Source organism: Streptomyces sp. NBC_00009, assembly GCF_045040855.1.
Lineage (GTDB): Bacteria > Actinomycetota > Actinomycetes > Streptomycetales > Streptomycetaceae > Streptomyces > Streptomyces aureus.
Genome location: NZ_CP108312.1, coordinates 2276988 through 2294561, shown reverse-complemented (window position 1 = coordinate 2294561; position 17574 = coordinate 2276988). Strand labels below are relative to the sequence as shown.

Sequence of the window (17574 nt, the reverse complement as noted above, 5' to 3'; positions counted from 1 at the left end):
GCCGGGGCGAATGCCCCGGCCCCCTCGTCGAGGTGGACGGCCCGCGTCAACTTGGTTGTCCACCGTGTCCAGCCACGGACGGGTGATCCTTCCGTGGAGGCGCAAGACCACCTCCGAAGCGCCACTAGACTGCAGAACACATTCGCGTCGGGCCCACAGCGTCGTGCGTCTACCACGCGGCACAGCGACATCGAAGAAGTGCATTCACGCCCCGGCGTCTGCGAACGACGCGGGAACGCACCCGCACTTCCCCGGCGCCGCTGACACCCCTCCACCGCCTGCGGCCGTCGGGACGGCCGTCCGCAATGGGACTTGTGAGGACTCACGTGAGCACTGCTGCAACCGGCAAACCTGTCGTACTCATCGCGGAAGAGCTGTCTCCCGCGACCGTCGACGCGCTCGGCCCTGACTTCGAGATCCGTCAGTGCAACGGCGCCGACCGGGCCGAGCTGCTCCCGGCCATCGCCGACGTCGACGCGATCCTGATCCGCTCGGCCACCAAGGTCGACGCCGAGGCGATCGCCGCCGCGAAGAAGCTGAAGGTCGTCGCACGAGCCGGTGTCGGCCTCGACAACGTCGACGTCTCCGCCGCCACCAAGGCCGGCGTGATGGTCGTCAACGCCCCGACCTCCAACATCGTGACCGCCGCCGAGCTCGCCTGCGGCCTGCTCATCGCCACCGCGCGCAACATCCCGCAGGGCAGCCAGGCCCTCAAGGCCGGCGAGTGGAAGCGCTCCAAGTACACGGGCGTCGAGCTGGCCGAGAAGACCCTCGGCGTCGTCGGCCTCGGCCGCATCGGCGCGCTCGTCGCGCAGCGCATGTCGGCCTTCGGCATGAAGGTCGTCGCCTACGACCCGTACGTGCAGCCCGCGCGCGCCGCCCAGATGGGCGTCAAGGTCCTCACCCTCGACGAGCTGCTCGAGGTCTCCGACTTCATCACCGTGCACCTCCCCAAGACCCCCGAGACGGTCGGCCTCATCGGCGACGACGCGCTGCGCAAGGTCAAGCCGACCGTCCGCATCGTCAACGCCGCGCGCGGCGGGATCGTCGACGAGGCGGCGCTGTACTCGGCGCTCAAGGAGGGCCGCGTCGCCGGCGCCGGCCTCGACGTGTACGCCAAGGAGCCCTGCACGGACTCCCCGCTGTTCGAGTTCGACCAGGTCGTGGCCACCCCGCACCTCGGTGCTTCCACGGACGAGGCACAGGAGAAGGCCGGTATCGCCGTCGCCCGCTCCGTGCGGCTCGCGCTCGCCGGTGAGCTCGTACCGGACGCGGTGAACGTCCAGGGCGGCGTCATCGCCGAGGACGTCAAGCCGGGCCTGCCGCTCGCCGAGAAGCTCGGCCGGATCTTCACCGCGCTCGCGGGCGAGGTCGCGGCCCGCCTCGACGTCGAGGTCTACGGCGAGATCACCCAGCACGACGTGAAGGTGCTCGAACTCTCCGCTCTGAAGGGCGTGTTCGAGGACGTCGTCGACGAGACGGTGTCGTACGTGAACGCTCCGCTGTTCGCGCAGGAGCGCGGCGTCGAGGTCCGCCTCACCACGAGCTCCGAGTCCCCGGACCACCGGAACGTCGTCACCGTGCGCGGCACGCTGACCGGCGGCGAGGAGATCTCGGTCTCCGGCACGCTCGCCGGCCCCAAGCACCTCCAGAAGATCGTCGCCGTCGGCGAGTACGACGTGGACCTCGCCCTGGCCGACCACATGGTCGTCCTGCGCTACGAGGACCGTCCCGGTGTCGTCGGCACCGTGGGCCGCGTGCTCGGCGAGGCGGGCATCAACATCGCCGGCATGCAGGTCGCCCGTGCGGACGTGGGCGGCGAGGCGCTGGCCGTCCTGACCGTCGACGACACGGTTCCCGCCGGGGTGCTCAGCGAGCTGGGTGACGAGATCGGCGCGACGTCGGCTCGCTCCGTGAACCTGACGGACTAGTTCTTGGTACGTGGTTGGGCCCGGGTCACCCTTTTGGTGGCCCGGGCCCTTCTTTTTTCTCCGCCAACCCGAACGGGGCGGGCCGGGGGAGAGATCAGGCCGTCGCCCGCTCCGGCTCCCGCTGCTCTTCCCGCTGCGGCGCAGCCACCTCGCGCAGGCCCCGCAGGGCCAGTACCGCCGCCCCCAGCAGGACCGCCCCGCCGGCCAGCGCAGCGATGTGCATGCCGCTCGTGAACGCCTCCCGGGCTGACGCGAGGAGCGCGTCGCCCGCCCGGCCCGGCAGGTGCTGCGCCACCGCGAGCGCTCCGCCCAGCGTCTCCTTCGCCTCGGCCGGCGCGTCGCCGATCTCGTGGCGGTAGACCGCCGTACCGATCGAGCCCAGGACGGCCATGCCGAGGGCGCCGCCGAACTCCTGGCCCGTCTCGAGCAGGGACGACGCCGCGCCCGCCTTCTCCGCGGGGGCCGCGCCGAGCGCCAGGTCGGTCAGCTGCGAGCCCACGATCACCGCGCCGGAGGCGAGTACACCCGCTCCGGCCAGGACGGTCCACAGGGAGTCCGTACCGGTCAGTGTCAGGAGGCCGTAGCCGCAGGCGCTGGTCAGGAAGCCGGCCGTGACGACGGAGCCGCGGTGCACGCCCCGCTGCACGAGGACCGTCGCGATGGGGGCCGCGAGACCGATGAACACGGTCGGCGCGAGCGCCCACAGCGCCGCTTCGAGTGCGCTCTTGCCGAGGACGGCCTGGAGGTACTGCGTCGTGAAGTAGGCCGACCCCATCATCGCGAAGGCCGAGATGAGGTTGAGGGTGACGGCGGGGCCGAAGCCGCGGCTCCGGAAGAGGGCCGGCGAGATCATCGGTGACTCGACGGTGCGCTGACGGCGTACGAACAGGGCGCCGAAGACGAGGCCGACGACGATCGAGGCGACGTAGAGCGGCTCGAAGCCCTCGGAGGGGATCTCCTTGATGCCGTAGACGAGGGGGAGCACCGCGGCCATCGACAGCGGGACGCTCAGGAAGTCGAAGCGGCCCGGCTGCGGGTCCTTGAACTCCGGGAGCAGGACCGGGGCGAGCAGCAGGAGCAGTGCCATCGCGGGCAGGTTGACGAGGAAGACCGAGCCCCACCAGAAGTGCTCGACGAGGATGCCGCTCATCACCGAGCCGAGCGCGATGCCGCCGGTCATGACGCCGGACCAGATGCCGATGGCCGTCGCGCGCTGTTTGTCGTCGCGGAACATGTTGCGCACCAGTGCCATCGTCGTGGGCATCAGGGTCGCGCCGCCGATGCCGAGGATCGCACGGGCCGCGATCAGCATTTCCGCGCTGTTCGCGTAGGCCGCGCAGACGGAGGCGGCGCCGAAGGCGGTGGCGCCGACCATCAGGAGCTTGCGTCGGCCGATGCGGTCGCCGAGGGAGCCCATCGTCATCAGCAGGCCGGCGAGCACGAACGCGTAGATGTCGAAGATCCACAGCTGCTGCGTGCCGGTCGGCTCCAGGTCGGCGCTGATCGAGGGGATCGCGAAGTAGAGGACGGAGACGTCCATCGAGACGAGGAGCAGCGGAAGCATCAGGACCGCGAGAGCCGTCCATTCACGGCGCCCCGCACGGGAGTTGGTGCTCGGTGAGTTCGTCATGAGGAGGACTGTACGGATGTCTTAAACGGTTGTCTAGTACGACCGTATAGATCGATTGTGTAAGACGTAGGTATGGGACGTTGGTATGGGACGCCCGTATGGGACGCCCGTATGAAACGGGGGTACGGTGGCCGCATGGGACATCGCGAGGATCTGCTCGAAGGCGCCAAGCGCTGCCTTCTGGAGAAGGGGTTCGTGCGCACGACGGCGCGCGACATCGTCAAGGAGTCGGGGACCAACCTGGCGTCGATCGGCTACCACTACGGCTCGAAGGACGCGCTGCTCGCGCAGGCGTACGTGGCACTGGCCGAAGGGGCCTCGGACGACTGGAGCGCGGTGGGCGAACTGCCCGGTGCGCCCGGCTCGTTGGAGCGGTTCCGGGCCGTGATGGCCGGGATCACCGACAGCCTCGGAAAGCCCGGGTCGATCTGGCACCTGAGCATCGAGCTCGTGACGATGGGCGACAAGATGCCGGTCGTGCGCGAGCAGCTGGCGCAAGCTCAGCACGAGGCGGGGCGCGGCTTCATCGGCATGGTCATGGGGGAGGAGCCGCCGGCCGACGATCCGAGCGTGCACACGCTCGGGAAGCTCTTCTCGGTGCTGGTCCTCGGGCTCGTCGCCCAGCACACCTTCGACGCGGACTACTCGCCCAGCGCCGACGAACTCACCGAGGGCTTGCGGCTGTTGCTGGATGCGATGCGCGCGTCACAGGCGTGACGCCTTGAGCCCCATGTGCAGCAGCAGCCGGTCCTCGCCGTCGTCCAGGTCGAGCCCGGTGAGCTGCTCCACGCGGGACAGGCGGTAGTAGAGGGTCTGGCGGTGGATGCCCAGCTCCGCCGCCGTGCGGCCCGCCTGGCCCGCGCAGTCGAGGAACACCTCGGTGGTGCGGGCCAGTTGGCGGTTGGCCGGCAGCAGGAGCGGGGCCAGGACCGGGTCGTGCGCCGTGTCCGGGGGCAGCGCGGTGAGCAGGCGGTACGGGCCGATCGCCGCCCAGTGCGCGTCCGGGCCGAGACGCGGCTCGGCGAGCGCCGCGCGCGCCGCGGCCGTCGCCTCCTGCCAGGCGGCCCCGAGGTCACCCAGTTCGCGCCGCGGGCCCCCGAACCCCGCCGCGACGACCGCCGTACCGGCGCGCTCCCGCAGCTTCGCCGTCGCCGTCATGGCCGGCCCGAGCGCGTCCGCCGAACGCAGCCGCACCAGGAGGGCCAGGGCCTGCCCGGCCGCGCCCCACGGCACCGTGCACAGTGCGTCGGCCGCGGGGATCGTACGGAAGGAGGGCGCGTCGTCCGGGTCGGCCGAGGGCCACGGCGCGACGCACACCACCGCGTGCAGCCCGTCCGCGCGCGAGCCGAGCGCCGTGCGCAGGGCCGCCACCGCCATGTCCCGCTGCCAGCCGCGCTCGGCCGTGAGCACCTCGCGGAACTCGCGGGTCAGGTCGGCGCCCGCCTGTGCCTCGTCCGCGAGCAGCGCGCCGATGCGGCCCGCCACCTCCATCGCGGCGTCCAGCTGCTGCTCGGTCGGCCCCGGATCGTCGTCCAGCAGCCACACATAGCCGAGGACGACACCCCGATGGCGTACGGGAAGGCAGATGCGGCCCCGGTAGACCCCGGCCTCCGGCGTCGGCGGGATGCGGACGGGCCCGGTGGCGCGGGCGATGCCGAAGCCCTCGAACCAGGTGCGCACCGCCGCGGTGGAGCGGCGGGTCAGGATCGAGCGGGTGCGGACGGGGTCCAGCGTCGATTCGTCGAAATTGCTGTCGCTGTCGTGCGCGCCGAACGCGATCAGCCCGAAATCCCGGTTCTCCAGCGTCGCGGGGGCGCTGAGCAGCGCCGAGATCTCGTCGACCAGTTCCTGGTAGTCGCCCTTCACCCCGCCATTCTCGCGCACCTCACGACGCTCTTCAGACAAATGTCTGAGGTGGTGGCCACAGATGCGTGACAGCTGTCGATGGCACAGGATCGGAGGGATCCTTAGATTTCACGGTGGTTCTCCGTGCCGTACCGGTCTGTTGCGATTCAGTTCGTTTACGCCGATACGGCCACTCGTTCGTACTCTCCGTGGAGGTGCCCCGTGCTGGGTCCCGTGATTCTCGCCGCGTCGCGCAGCGACAGGATGCGCCGTTTCATCTCGGCAGCCCCCGGCACGAAGCAGGTCGTCGACCGGTTCATCGCCGGTGAGGGCGTCGACGACGTCGTGCCGATCGTCGTGGACGCCTGCGACAAGGGCCTCGAAGTCACCCTCGACGTGGTCGGCGAGGACATCACCACCCCCGAGCAGGCCGCCGCCGCGCGCGACGCCTACCTCGAGCTGATCGCGCGCCTCAAGGACCTGGGCCTCGGCACCAAGGCCGAGATGTCCGTCAAGCTGTCGATGTTCGGCCAGGCGCTGGAAGGCGGCCACGAGCTCGCCCTCGCCAACGTCCGTCCGGTCGTCGAAGCCGCCGCCGCGATCGGCACCACGGTCACCCTCGACGCCGAGGACCACACCACCCTCGACTCGATGTTCGCCATCCACGAGGAGCTGCGGAAGGACTTCCCGCAGACCGGATGCGTCATCCAGGCCTACCTCTTCCGCACCGAGGACGACGCCCGCCGCCTGGCCGCCGCCGGCAGCCGCGTGCGCATCGTGAAGGGCGCCTACAAGGAGCCCGCCTCCGTCGCGTACCAGGACAAGGGCGAGATCGACAAGGCGTACGTCCGCATCCTGAAGGTTCTGATGGAGGGCGACGGGTACCCGATGATCGGGTCCCACGACCCGCGCCTCATCTCCATCAGCCAGGAGCTCGCCCGCCGCGCCGGGCGCAAGCTGGACGAGTACGAGTTCCAGATGCTGTACGGGATCCGCAGCGACGAGCACATCCGTCTCGCCGCCGAGGGCCACCGGATGCGTGTCTACACCGCGTACGGCACCGACTGGTACGGCTACTTCATGCGCCGCCTCGCGGAGAAGCCCGCCAACCTGCTGTTCTTCGCCCGCTCCATCCTCACCAAGGGCTGAGCCCCACCCCTCTCAAAGGAGTTCCGAGACTCATGGACGCTGTAACCCAGGTCCCCGCTCCCGTCAACGAGCCGGTGCACGGCTACGCCCCCGGCTCCCCGGAGCGGGCGCGCCTCGAGGTCAAGCTCAAGGAGCTTGCCGAGAACCCGATCGAGCTGTCGATGACCATCGGCGGCGTCAAGCGCCTCGGTGGCGGTGACGAGTTCACCGTCGTCCAGCCGCACAACCACAAGGCCGTCATCGGTACGGGCCGCGGCGCCACGCAAGCGGACGCGCAGGACGCGATCGACGCCGCGCTCGCCGCCGCCCCGGCCTGGCGCGCGATGTCCTTCGACGACCGCGCCGCGATCATCCTGCGCGCCGCCGAGCTGCTGTCCACGACGTGGCGCGAGACGCTCGCCGCGTCCACGATGCTCGGCCAGTCGAAGACCGCGCAGCAGGCCGAGATCGACACCCCCTGTGAGCTCGTCGACTTCTGGCGCTTCAACGTGCACTACGCGCGCCAGATCCTCGCCGAGCAGCCCCCGGCGAACTCCACCGGCGTGTGGAACCGCATGGACCACCGCCCGCTCGAGGGCTTCGTCTACGCGATCACGCCCTTCAACTTCACCGCCATCGCGGGCAACCTCCCCACCGCCCCCGCCCTCATGGGCAACGTGGTGGTCTGGAAGCCGTCCCCGACGCAGACCCACGCCGCCGTGCTGCTCATGCAGCTCCTCGAAGAGGCCGGTCTGCCCAAGGGCGTCATCAACCTCGTCACCGGTGACGGCATCGCGGTCTCCGAGGTCGCCCTCAACCACCGCGACCTGGCCGGCATCCACTTCACCGGCTCGACCCCGACCTTCCAGCACCTGTGGAAGACGGTCGGCGAGAACATCGCGAAGTACCGCACCTACCCGCGTCTCGTCGGCGAGACCGGCGGCAAGGACTTCGTCGTCGCCCACCCGAGCGCCGACCGCGCCGTCCTCAAGACGGCCCTGACCCGCGGCTCCTTCGAGTTCCAGGGCCAGAAGTGCTCCGCGAGCTCGCGCGCGTACATCCCGGCCTCCATCTGGAACTCCGGCTTCAAGGAGGAGTTCGCGGCCGAGGTCGACGGCATCAAGATGGGTGACGTCACCGACCTGTCGAACTTCATCGGCGCCGTCATCGACGACCGCGCGTTCGCCAAGAACAAGGCGGCCATCGACCGCGCCAAGGCCGACGACTCCTGCACCATCGTCGCGGGCGGCACCTACGACGACTCGGTCGGCTACTTCGTGCGCCCGACCGTCGTCGAGTGCGCGGACCCGGAGAACGAGGTCTTCAAGACCGAGTACTTCGGCCCGTTCCTCGCCGTCCACGTCTACGAGGACGACAAGTACGACGACATGCTGACCCAGATGGAGTCGGCGTCGGACTACGCCCTGACGGGTTCGGTCATCTCCAACGACCGCGCCGCGGCCGCCTACACGATGGAGAAGCTCCGCTACGCCGCGGGCAACTTCTACATCAACGACAAGTCGACCGGCGCCGTCGTCGGCCAGCAGCCCTTCGGCGGCGGCCGCGCCTCCGGCACCAACGACAAGGCCGGCGCCCCGCAGAACCTGCAGCGCTGGACCCTGACCCGCGCCATCAAGGAGACGCTGGTCCCGCCGACCGAGTACGGCTACCCGCACATGGGCTGACGCCCACCCCGGGCGGCCCGCACGGACCGCCCCACCCGCCCCCGCCTCCGACCAGGGCCCCACCCCGGTCGGAGGCGGTGTCGTGTCCGGGGTCAGAGCAGTGCGTCCACGGCGACGCGCGTGATGTCGGCGGCGATCCGGTCCTCGCCCGGGGTGTCCGGGTCGAGCCGGGTCGTGTACACGGAGACGACCAGGGGAGCCCCGCCGCCCGGCGGCCAGGCCACGGCCACGTCATTGACCCCGCCGTAGGCAGGCGACCCGGTCTTGTCGCCGACCCGCCAGCCCGGCGGGAGCCCCGCGCGGATCCGCTTGTCGCCGGTGGTGTTCTCCACCAGCCACCGGGTCAGCTGGCCCCGGTCGAGCGGGTGGAGGGCGTCGCCGAGGACCAGCGCGCGCAGGTCCGCGGTCATGGCGGCGGGCGTCGTGGTGTCCCGCCGGTCGCCGGGGAGGTTCGTGTTGAGGTCGGTCTCCCACCGGTCGAGCCGGGTCACGGAGTCGCCGAGCGAGCGGGCGAACGCGGTGATGCCGGCGGGGCCGCCGATCCGGCGCATCAGCAGATTGGCCGCGGTGTTGTCGCTGTACGTGATGGCGGCGTCGCACAACTCCCTTACCGTCATGCCGGTTTCGAGGTGCAGTTCGGTGCGGGGCGAGGCGGCCACGAGGTCGTCGCGTCCGTAGCGGATCAGTACGTCGAGCAGTCCGGGCTCCTGCGCGCGCGCCCTGTGCAGGATCGCCGAGGCGGCAAGCACCTTGAACGTCGAGGCGATCGCGAAGCGCTCGTGCGCGCGGTAGGCGAGGACGGCGCCGGTGCCGGTGTGCAGGGCGTGCACCCCGATGCGGCCGGGGTAGCCCGCCTCCAGCTCGCGCAGCCGGCGCCGGGCGTCGCCGCCGGCCTCGGGGGAGGGCGCGGCGCTCGCGGTGCCGGGCACGGAGAGGAGGGCGGGCGCCAGGGCCGCGGCGCCGAGGAGGGTCCTGCGGGAGGGAGGTAAATTCATGATCTCGAAGGTACGTGAGCGGGGTCGGGGATGCCGGTGTCATCGCCTGGTCCGTGGCGCCGCGCGGCCCGCTGTGACCGGCCGCGTCAGCTCCAGCCCGCCACGATGAGCGAGAGACCGGCCGCGAAACCGCCGCACAGCAGGCCCAGGTAGAGCCCGTAGAGCCTGCGCAGCCGGTGCACCAGGAAGCCGAACACGCCGAACGCGAGCCCCACGGTGAGCGTGCGCGAACCTCGGGCACGCGCCGACTCGGACAGCCAGTCCGTGACGGGGACGTCCGCGCGGCCCGCCTCCTTCACGTAGACCTTGAAGGGGATGCCGTTCCAGGGCTGGTGGCGTACCGCCGACGCGCCCTCGACGGACAGGTCGTGACGGACCTCCGCCCGCATCCGGTCCGTCGTCAGGGGTGCGGGCAACGACACGCCCATGGACGCCAGTTGGAGCGCGAGCAGGCCGCCCGCGAGGCTGCCCGCGAGCGCCGTGACGGACAGCTTCAGGGCCCGGCGCGGCACCGCCACGCACGCCACCGCGAGGAACAGCTCCGGCATCAGCGGCCAGCTCAGCGCCTCCGCGCACGCCCACGCGAAGGCCAGGAGCAGCCCGAGCCGTGCGCTGATCACGCGGGCCAGGACCTTGCGGACGCGGGAGTCCCGCAGCGGCTCCGCGACCGTACGGTCATGCAGCGCGGCGACCGCTTTGCGGGCCTCTTCCGGTGTCGCCGTGTACGGGAGCGGCTCGCCGATCCGCACCCGGACCAGGGACGGGCGCAGCCTGCCGTGCTTGGGCAGCAGCCGGTCCGTGCCCGCGATCCCGACCGGCACGACCGGCACGCGCGCGTGCTCCGCCAGGACCAGCGCGCCCCGGTGGAACGACCCCAGCTCACCCGCACGCGCGCGCGTGCCCTCGGGGAAGAGGACCACGGCGCGGCCCGCGCGCAGCGTGTCCGCCATGCCGAGCAGGTCGTCCATGCCCCCGCCCGAGCGCCGCACCGGGAACCCGGCGGCGAGGCGGCTGCAGATCCGGCTGCGCCAGGGCGAGGCGAACCAGTAGTCGGCCGCCGCACCGATCGCCGGCGCGTGCGAGGCGTCGAGCGCGGCGAGCAGTGCCGCGGTGTCGGCGTGCGAGGTGTGGTTGGCGACCACGACGCAGCCGCCGCGCGGGAGCCGGCCCCGGCGTTCCACACCGCCGGTGAGGGTGAGGACGAGCCACCACAGGGCGTGGCGCAGGCGGGCGGCCGCACGGGGCGGGCGCACACGGGCCGCAGCGGTCACGGTCGTCGTCACAGGGTCACCACCATCACGAGGAGCAGGGCCACGAGGAGTGAGTCGATACGGTCGAGGAGCCCGCCGAAGCCCGGCAGCCAGCTGCCCGCGTCATTCACGCCCGCCTCGCGCTTCACCATCGACTCGACGAGATCGCCGAGGACGCAGCCGGCCAGGACGGCCGCCCACAGGACCGGCGTGAACGCGCCGACTGCCGCGAGCGCGGCGGCAGTTGCCGCAGCGGCGCCGACCACACCCGCCCACGTCTTGTTGGGGGACAGTGGCGAGAGGCGCCGCGCGAGCGGCCCCCGCCGGCCGAGCGCCGTACCGCCGCACCACGCGCCCACGTCACCGAACGCCACGGCGACCCCCACCGCGAGCGCCGTGTCGCCGAGCAGCACCAGGCCGCTGAGCGACACCGGGATCCACAGCAGACCGAAGAGCGTGCGGCACGCGCGCGTGAAGCCCTGTTCGGCGTCGCCCGCGCAGACCGCCGCGAGGACGGCGAGTACGAGAAGCGCTCCCGTCGTACGGGGGTCGGGCCCCGCAAGTGCCGCGCCAGGTACGGCGATTGCCGCGGCGACCAGTACGGCCCGCTCGGCGCGGGGCAGGCCCGCCATCCGTGCGTACTCGCCCACGGCGACCACGCCGAGCCCGGCCGCGAGCGCGAACGCGCCCGCGCGGCCCACGAAGAAGGCCCCGATGAACAGCGGCGCGGACAGCGCCCAGGTCCGCCACCGCCTGCACAGCTCGGCCCGCATCCGTACCCGGGACGGCAGCGAGGCGACGGCGACACCACCGGCCCCGAGGACCCCGGCCACGACCGGCACGGCCCGCCCGGCCACCTCGCCGGCGACGAACACGGCGCTCATCGGGTGCCCCGCAGTTGCGTGCCGTGGTCCGCGGGGGACTGCGGGCGGGTGTGCGTGATGCCGCCGGACACCTCGCCGGGGTCGAGGGGGAGGCTCCGAGCGTGCTCAGAGGGAAGGGAGCTGAGCGTGGGGGAGGAGGACGGGGACGGGCGGCGACGGGTGGCCGGGGACGCGGGCTCCGCCACCCGCACCGCAGGCTTCTCGCTCGCCACAGTCCTCTCTGCAGCCACAGTCCTCTCTGTAACCACAGCCCTCTCGGTAACCACAGCCCTCTCGGTAACCACAGCCCTCTCGGTAACCACAGCCCGTTCTATAGCCGCAGTAGGCGTAGCAGCCACAGCCGCCTCGGGCTTCCCAAGCGCCCTCCATACCCACACCGCCCGCACCACCGCCGTCACCGCGGACCCCGCCGCGACGACCGCGAGCACCGGTACCGCCCAGCCCGAGGCCGCGGCCACGACCGCCAGGAGGCAGCGCTCCGTCTTGCCGACCGGGCCGCCGTTGCGCCGGGGCGCACCCGCCGCCGCGCCCGCCAGCGAGACCCACGAAGGGAGCGTCGCCGCGAAGGCTGCCGCGGCCACCAGCCACAGCGGGGCCAGCGGCAGGAAACCCGCGATGACGAGCAGGTCGGCCGCGCGGTCACCCAGCTCGTTCAGGAGCGCGCCGCGCCGCGTCGTGCGGCCGGTGTCGCGGGCGAGCGCGCCGTCCAGGTTCGCGAAGGCGAGCCGCCCTGCGAGCAGCACCGCCACCGGAAGCGTGGCCAGTGACGCCGGCAGCCACGCGAGCGCCGCTGCCGCGCCCGCGGCGCACACGACACCGGCCGCCGTCAGGGTGTCGGGCGAGACCTGCCGGGCGGCGAGCGCGCGACGCAGGCCGGAGAGCCGGTCCGCATACCAGGGCTTGAGAGCGTAAAGGCCGTTCATGAGGACGACTGTGCCGCCGCGGACGCGGCGTGAAATCGGCACGCGTACTCAAATAGCGCGTGAGTACGGTGTCCCGGTGACCACGCTGAGCACCGCACACACCGCCGACCTCACGCGAGCCGAACTCCGGTCCGTGCGCGCCCTGTTGGACGACGCCTTCGACGGCGGCTTCAGCGACGACGACTGGGACCACGCCGTCGGCGGCCTGCACGCTCTCGTGCGCGACAGCGCCGGTGACCTCGTCGCGCACGGCTCCGTGGTGCAGCGCAGGGTCGCGCACGCGGGCCGCTCGCTGCGCACCGGCTACGTCGAGGGCGTCGCCGTCCGCGCCGACGCGCGCAGGAGCGGTCTGGGCGGGGTCGTCATGGCGGCCCTGGAGCGGGTGATCGACGCCGCCTACGAACTGGGCGCGCTGTCGGCGTCGCCCGACGGGGCCGGGCTCTACGGGGCGCGCGGCTGGGAACAGTGGCAGGGCGCTTTCGCCGCGAACGGCCCCGACGGGCCGGTGCCACTGCCGGACGACGAGAGCGCGCCATACCTGCGCCGCGTCACCGCCGCACTCGACCCGGCCCACGCGCTCCTCTTCGACTGGCGGGGCGGCGACATTCTCTGAGCTCAGAGCGCCAGCTGACCCGGCGCGGAGTCACCCGTCGCCGTGACTGCCGTCTCAGATAGTAGGAAGTCCGAGTAATTGTGGAGACAGAAGCAGGCTCCTCGCTTAGCTTTGTAGGAGCCGAACGTCTCGCTCGATCCAGCGAATGGCGGTCGTGAGCTGAGCAGAAGGCAGGCAACCCCTGCGGCTCCAGGCTCCCCGCCTCTTCCGGCGCCTCGAAATCCCAAGTGATCTCAAGGAGTCGATCTCTCATGGCCACAGCGACGCCCGTCCGCCGCCGAGTCCGTCACACCTCGCCGTCCGATTCAGACCGCAAGAACGCTGCCGCTGCCCTGCAGCGAGCCCTCGACCGCAGGGACAACGGCGGCGAGACGGGGCACGAAAGCCGTTAGGGCCCCGCCCCTACGGCTGTGTGCCGCGCCTGATCTCGAAGTAGTCGATGCGCTCGCCGCTCTCGGCCAGTGCGGAGACCTTCAGTGTCGGTGTCACGCCCGCCCCGCCGGTCTCCGCCTCCACCGCGAGGAACGAGAAGCCGGTGTACCGCACCCGGGACCACTCCACGGTGTCCGGGTCCGGCAGGCGTGACTTCGTCCAGTGGAACGTCACGATCGACTCGCGGTCGTGGACATGGCCCTCGTAGCTGTCCCCGACCCCGATGCCGAACCCGTAGAGGTCCTTGCCGGCGCCGCCCGCGGTGACGTACACGATGCCGTCGCGCGTCGGATCGGTCGACGCGCCGACCGGCACCGGCTTGCCCACCTCTCCGTCCTTGATGGCGTCCGTGCGCTCGTACACGTGGTTGTGCCCGTTGATCACCAGGTCCACCTGGTGCTCGGCGAACAGCGGCAGCCACGCGGCGCGCACCCCGCCGTCGGAGGCGTGCGTCGACGTCGAGTACGCGCAGTGGTGGAAGAAGACCACCACGAAGTCGATGTCCTTGCGCGCGCGCAGCTCACCGAGCCGCTCGGCCAGCCACGCGGTCTGCTTCCCGTCCGTGTAGCCCTTGTTGGCGGGGATCTCGTACGAGACGTCGTTCGCGTCGAGCGCGACGACGCCCACGTTCCCGTACACGAAGGAGTAGACGCCCGGCGCGTTCCGCGGGTCCGGGCCGTTGTCCGGCAGGGTCCAGCGGGCCGACTGGCCGCCGTAGCCGTTGGGGGAGTACCAGGCCTCCATGTCGTGGTTGCCGGTCGTCACCATCCACGGCACCGACTTCGCGACCGACTCCGTCTGCGCGAGGAACTGGTCCCACACGCGCGCGTCGTACGTGTCCGACTCCTTGCCGTGCCCGCTGCTGTCGGCGTAGCAGATGTCGCCCGCGTGCAGATGGAACGAGGGGTTCTGGCCCAGGATCAACTGGTCGTTGGCGAGCGCGTCATAGCTGACGCCCTGGTCGCCGAAGGCCGTGAAGACGAATTTCTCCGCCTTCGCCGGAGCCGTGCGGAAGGAACCGATCGTCGCGATGCGCTCCGCGGACGCCGGGTCGAAACCGTCGTGGCCCACTCCGTAGTAGTACGTCGTCCCGGGCGTCAGGCCGTCCAGGGCCGCGTGCAGATAGTGCTGCTCGACCGCCGGGAGCTTCTTCGACAGGCTCGGGGTGTGCAGCGCGCGCACCTCCGCCTCGATCTTCCGGCTGAGGTCCCAGGGCTTGAGGCCCACCCGTATGAACGCCTTGCGCACCGCGAACGGCACCTGCCAGGAGATCCGCATCTGCGTCTTCGGGTCGGCGCCGAACGCGAGATGGCGGGCGAAGGGCGCGACGAGGGAGCCGTCGACCTGCACGGCCGCCGAGCGGGCGGGCGCGGCGGGCGAGGCGGCAGCGGACGGCGCCGCGTACGCCGAGGAGGCCGAGCCGCCCAGGAGGGTCAGGCCGCCCACGCTCGCCGCGGTCCCGGTCAGCGCGCGCCGCCTGCTGAACCGGGCCCGCAGGTACTCGTGCTGCTCCGGCATGCTCAGACGGCGGGCCAGCTGCTCGGGAATGCCGACGTTCGGTGTGGGGGGTCCGGGGGGTGTCCCCCTGGAAGTCACAGTCATGAGAAGAAAACTTCCCAGTAACAACCAACAAGGGCCATACCTGCGGGTGAACAGAAATCGACCGCACGGCGGCCCGTACGGCGGCCCATACGGCGGACCCGCGACGGCCCGCATGAAGCCTGTCCGAATGGCGGACAGCGAGTGTCATCCCATGGGACGCCGAAGTAGGGTGCTGGTATGTCGGCTAGCTCTCGCATCCTCAATCTCGCAGTGATCCCCGGTGACGGCATCGGCCAGGAGGTCGTGGCCCAGGGGCTCAAGGTCCTCGGCGCCGTCCTCCCGCAGGATGTGAAGCTGGAGACCAAGGAATACGACTTCGGCGCCAGGCGCTACCACGCGACCGGTGAGACCCTCACCGACGCCGACGTCGAGGCGCTCAAGCAGCACGACGCCATCCTGCTCGGCGCGATCGGTGACCCCTCGGTCCCGTCCGGCGTCCTCGAGCGCGGCTTCCTGCTCAAGCTCCGCTTCCTCTTCGACCACCACGTCAACCTCCGCCCGAGCAAGCTGCTCCCGGGTGTGGCGACGCCCCTCAAGGGCCAGCCGGAGATCGACTTCATCGTGGTCCGCGAGGGCACCGAGGGCCCGTACACGGGCAACGGCGGCTCGATCCGCACCGGCACCCCGCACGAGGTCGCCACCGAGGTCTCCGTCAACACGGCGTTCGGTGTCGAGCGCGTGGTCCGTGACGCCTTCGCCCGCGCCCAGGCCCGCCCCCGCAAGAAGCTCACGCTGGTCCACAAGAACAACGTGCTGTCCTTCGCGGGCCACCTCTGGACGAACATCTTCAACAAGGTGGCCGTGGAGTTCCCCGAGGTCACCACGGACTACCTGCACGTGGACGCGGCGACGATCTTCCTCGTCACCGACCCCGAGCGCTTCGACGTGATCGTCACCGACAACCTCTTCGGCGACATCATCACCGACCTCGCCGCCGCCGTCTCCGGCGGTATCGGCGTCGCGGCCTCCGGGAACATCAACCCGTCCCGCGAGTTCCCGTCGATGTTCGAGCCGGTCCACGGCTCGGCCCCCGACATCGCCGGCCAGGCCAAGGCCGACCCCACGGCCACGGTCCTGTCCGTGGCGCTCCTGCTGCGTCACCTCGGTTACGAGGCCGAGGCCGCCCGCATCGAGGACGCCGTCTCCGCCGACCTGGCCGAGCGCGGCACCAGCGCGCGGTCGACCGACGAGATCGGCGACGCGCTCGCCGGACGAGTAGCCGGCTGACCCGCCGCTCTTAATGCACTTAAGCAGCCGCCGGGTCGCATCCGCACCCGGCGGCTTCACCTTTGCGGTCCCCGGGTGCCACCATCAACCCCAGGGCCGCACCTCACGCAGGACCCGTACGGGCTGTTTTCGTCCACCGGACCCCACGAGCGATAATCGGACGTGGGGCCGCGGTGAACGCAAAAGCTCGGACGACCAAGTAGTCGGGAAGTTCGTGCTTCCAGCTGCGCGAGCGTGAAAAGCGGTCCGTCACACACAACCGGTGAAGGACACGCAACCATGACGACGCCCACGATCGAGCTCAAGCCCTCCTCGACCCCGCTGTCCGGCGCGGAGCGCGAGGCGATCCTGGCCAACCCGGGATTCGGCCGCCACTTCACCGACCACATGGTGACGATCCGGTGGACCGAGGGCCGCGGCTGGCACGACGGGCAGCTCGTGCCCTACGGACCGCTCTCCCTCGACCCGGCGACGAACGTCCTGCACTACGCGCAGGAGATCTTCGAGGGCCTCAAGGCCTACCGCCGGCCCGACGGCACCGTCGCCACCTTCCGCCCCGAGATGAACGCCAAGCGCTTCCAGGCCTCGGCGCGCCGCCTGGCCATGCCCGAGCTGCCGGTCGAGACGTTCATCGAGGCGTGCGACGCGCTGGTCCGGCAGGACATCGCGTGGGTCCCGGCGCACGGCGGCGAGGAGTCCCTCTACCTGCGCCCCTTCATGATCGCGACCGAGGTCGGCCTGGGCGTGAAGCCCGCCAACGAGTACCTCTTCATCGTGATCGCCTCGCCCGCGGGCGCCTACTTCGCCGGTGGCGTCAAGCCGGTGTCGATCTGGCTGTCCGAGGACCGCGTGCGCGCCGTCCCCGGCGGCATGGGTGACGCCAAGACCGGCGGCAACTACGCGGCGTCCCTCCTCGCCCAGGCCGAGGCCGCCGCCGAGGGCTGCGACCAGGTCGCCTACCTCGACGCCGTCGAGCACAAGTGGGTCGAGGAACTGGGCGGCATGAACCTGTACTTCGTGTACGGCGCCGAGTCCAATGAAAAGCCTGTGATCGTCACCCCCGAGCTGACCGGCTCGCTCCTCGCGGGCGTCACCCGTGACTCGCTCCTCTCGGTCGCCCGCGACCTGGGCTACGAGTCCGTCGAGGGCCGCGTCTCCATCGACCAGTGGCAGGCCGACACCGAGAACGGCACGCTGACCGAGGTCTTCGCCTGCGGCACCGCGGCGGTCATCACGCCCGTCGGCACCGTCAAGCGCGCTGGCGCCGAGTGGCAGCAGTCGGGCGGCGAGCCCGGCAAGGTCACGCTGAAGCTGCGTGAGGCGCTGCTCGACATCCAGCGCGGCACGACCGAGGACCAGCACGGCTGGATGCACCGGCTCGGCTGAGCCTGGTCGCCCCCCGCCGGTCGGTCCGGCGGGCACGCCCCGG

General features: G+C 71.3%; 14 protein-coding genes. 7 read left to right on the top strand and 7 right to left on the bottom strand.

The genetic code is table 11. The features are described from left to right. Positions 1–305 precede the first annotated feature (305 nt). Positions 306–1931 (top strand): phosphoglycerate dehydrogenase, encoded by a 1626-nt coding sequence (serA, locus tag OHA58_RS10130; RefSeq protein ID WP_266559766.1) that lies wholly within the window; start codon positions 306–308, stop codon positions 1929–1931. A 94-nt stretch (positions 1932–2025) separates the two neighbouring features. On the opposite strand, the gene OHA58_RS10125 is transcribed toward serA, so the two are convergent. Then, positions 2026–3561: an MFS transporter gene (locus tag OHA58_RS10125; protein ID WP_405478391.1), complete on the bottom strand. Its 1536-nt coding sequence runs from the start codon at positions 3559–3561 to the stop codon at positions 2026–2028. Between the two features lie 135 nt (positions 3562–3696). On the opposite strand from OHA58_RS10125, the gene OHA58_RS10120 reads away from it, so the two are divergent. Beyond that, positions 3697–4278: a TetR/AcrR family transcriptional regulator gene (locus OHA58_RS10120; protein ID WP_375991163.1), complete on the top strand. Its 582-nt coding sequence runs from the start codon at positions 3697–3699 to the stop codon at positions 4276–4278. On the opposite strand, the gene OHA58_RS10115 is transcribed toward OHA58_RS10120, so the two are convergent. Then, entirely contained in the window at positions 4267–5445 is a 1179-nt protein-coding gene (locus OHA58_RS10115) for a PucR family transcriptional regulator (protein WP_405478389.1), read from the bottom strand. The genes OHA58_RS10120 and OHA58_RS10115 overlap by 12 nt on opposite strands. A gap of 183 nt (positions 5446–5628) precedes the next feature. Between OHA58_RS10115 and OHA58_RS10110 the strand changes: the two genes are divergently transcribed. Then, positions 5629–6555, top strand: a complete 927-nt coding sequence (locus OHA58_RS10110) for a proline dehydrogenase family protein (RefSeq protein ID WP_405478387.1) — start codon at positions 5629–5631, stop codon at positions 6553–6555. 32 nt (positions 6556–6587) lie between these two features. Further along, on the top strand, positions 6588–8219 hold the full coding sequence (gene pruA / locus OHA58_RS10105) for an L-glutamate gamma-semialdehyde dehydrogenase (protein WP_405478385.1): 1632 nt from the start codon (positions 6588–6590) through the stop codon (positions 8217–8219). 92 nt (positions 8220–8311) lie between these two features. Here the strand turns inward: pruA and bla are convergent, their stop codons facing one another. The 4 genes from bla to OHA58_RS10085 all read right to left on the bottom strand — a co-directional run bounded on the left by bla (position 8312) and on the right by OHA58_RS10085 (position 12271). Next, the gene (bla, locus tag OHA58_RS10100) at positions 8312–9214 is read right to left on the bottom strand and encodes a class A beta-lactamase (RefSeq protein ID WP_405478384.1); all 903 of its coding nucleotides are present in this window, start codon (positions 9212–9214) and stop codon (positions 8312–8314) included. 86 nt (positions 9215–9300) lie between these two features. Further along, positions 9301–10497: a lysophospholipid acyltransferase family protein gene (locus tag OHA58_RS10095; RefSeq protein ID WP_405478382.1), complete on the bottom strand. Its 1197-nt coding sequence runs from the start codon at positions 10495–10497 to the stop codon at positions 9301–9303. Next, complete coding sequence (locus OHA58_RS10090) at positions 10494–11348, bottom strand: phosphatidate cytidylyltransferase (protein WP_405478380.1); 855 nt, start codon at positions 11346–11348, stop codon at positions 10494–10496. Before OHA58_RS10090 ends, OHA58_RS10095 begins: the two co-directional genes overlap by 4 nt. Beyond that, positions 11345–12271 (bottom strand): hypothetical protein, encoded by a 927-nt coding sequence (locus tag OHA58_RS10085; RefSeq protein ID WP_405478378.1) that lies wholly within the window; start codon positions 12269–12271, stop codon positions 11345–11347. The genes OHA58_RS10090 and OHA58_RS10085 overlap by 4 nt, the downstream gene beginning before the upstream one ends. 76 nt (positions 12272–12347) lie before the next feature. On the opposite strand from OHA58_RS10085, the gene OHA58_RS10080 reads away from it, so the two are divergent. Then, positions 12348–12884: a GNAT family N-acetyltransferase gene (locus OHA58_RS10080; protein ID WP_405478376.1), complete on the top strand. Its 537-nt coding sequence runs from the start codon at positions 12348–12350 to the stop codon at positions 12882–12884. A gap of 402 nt (positions 12885–13286) precedes the next feature. Here OHA58_RS10080 and OHA58_RS10075 read toward each other — a convergent pair whose 3' ends face one another. Further along, a complete protein-coding gene (locus OHA58_RS10075; RefSeq protein ID WP_405478374.1) occupies positions 13287–14834 on the bottom strand; it encodes a purple acid phosphatase family protein in 1548 nt (515 codons plus the stop codon). Positions 14835–15095: 261 nt separating this feature from the next. On the opposite strand from OHA58_RS10075, the gene OHA58_RS10070 reads away from it, so the two are divergent. Next, positions 15096–16145: a 3-isopropylmalate dehydrogenase gene (locus tag OHA58_RS10070; protein ID WP_405478372.1), complete on the top strand. Its 1050-nt coding sequence runs from the start codon at positions 15096–15098 to the stop codon at positions 16143–16145. 279 nt (positions 16146–16424) lie between these two features. Further along, positions 16425–17531, top strand: coding sequence for a branched-chain amino acid aminotransferase (locus tag OHA58_RS10065; RefSeq protein ID WP_405478370.1), 1107 nt, complete (start codon positions 16425–16427; stop codon positions 17529–17531). The last annotated feature ends 43 nt before the right edge of the window (positions 17532–17574 follow it).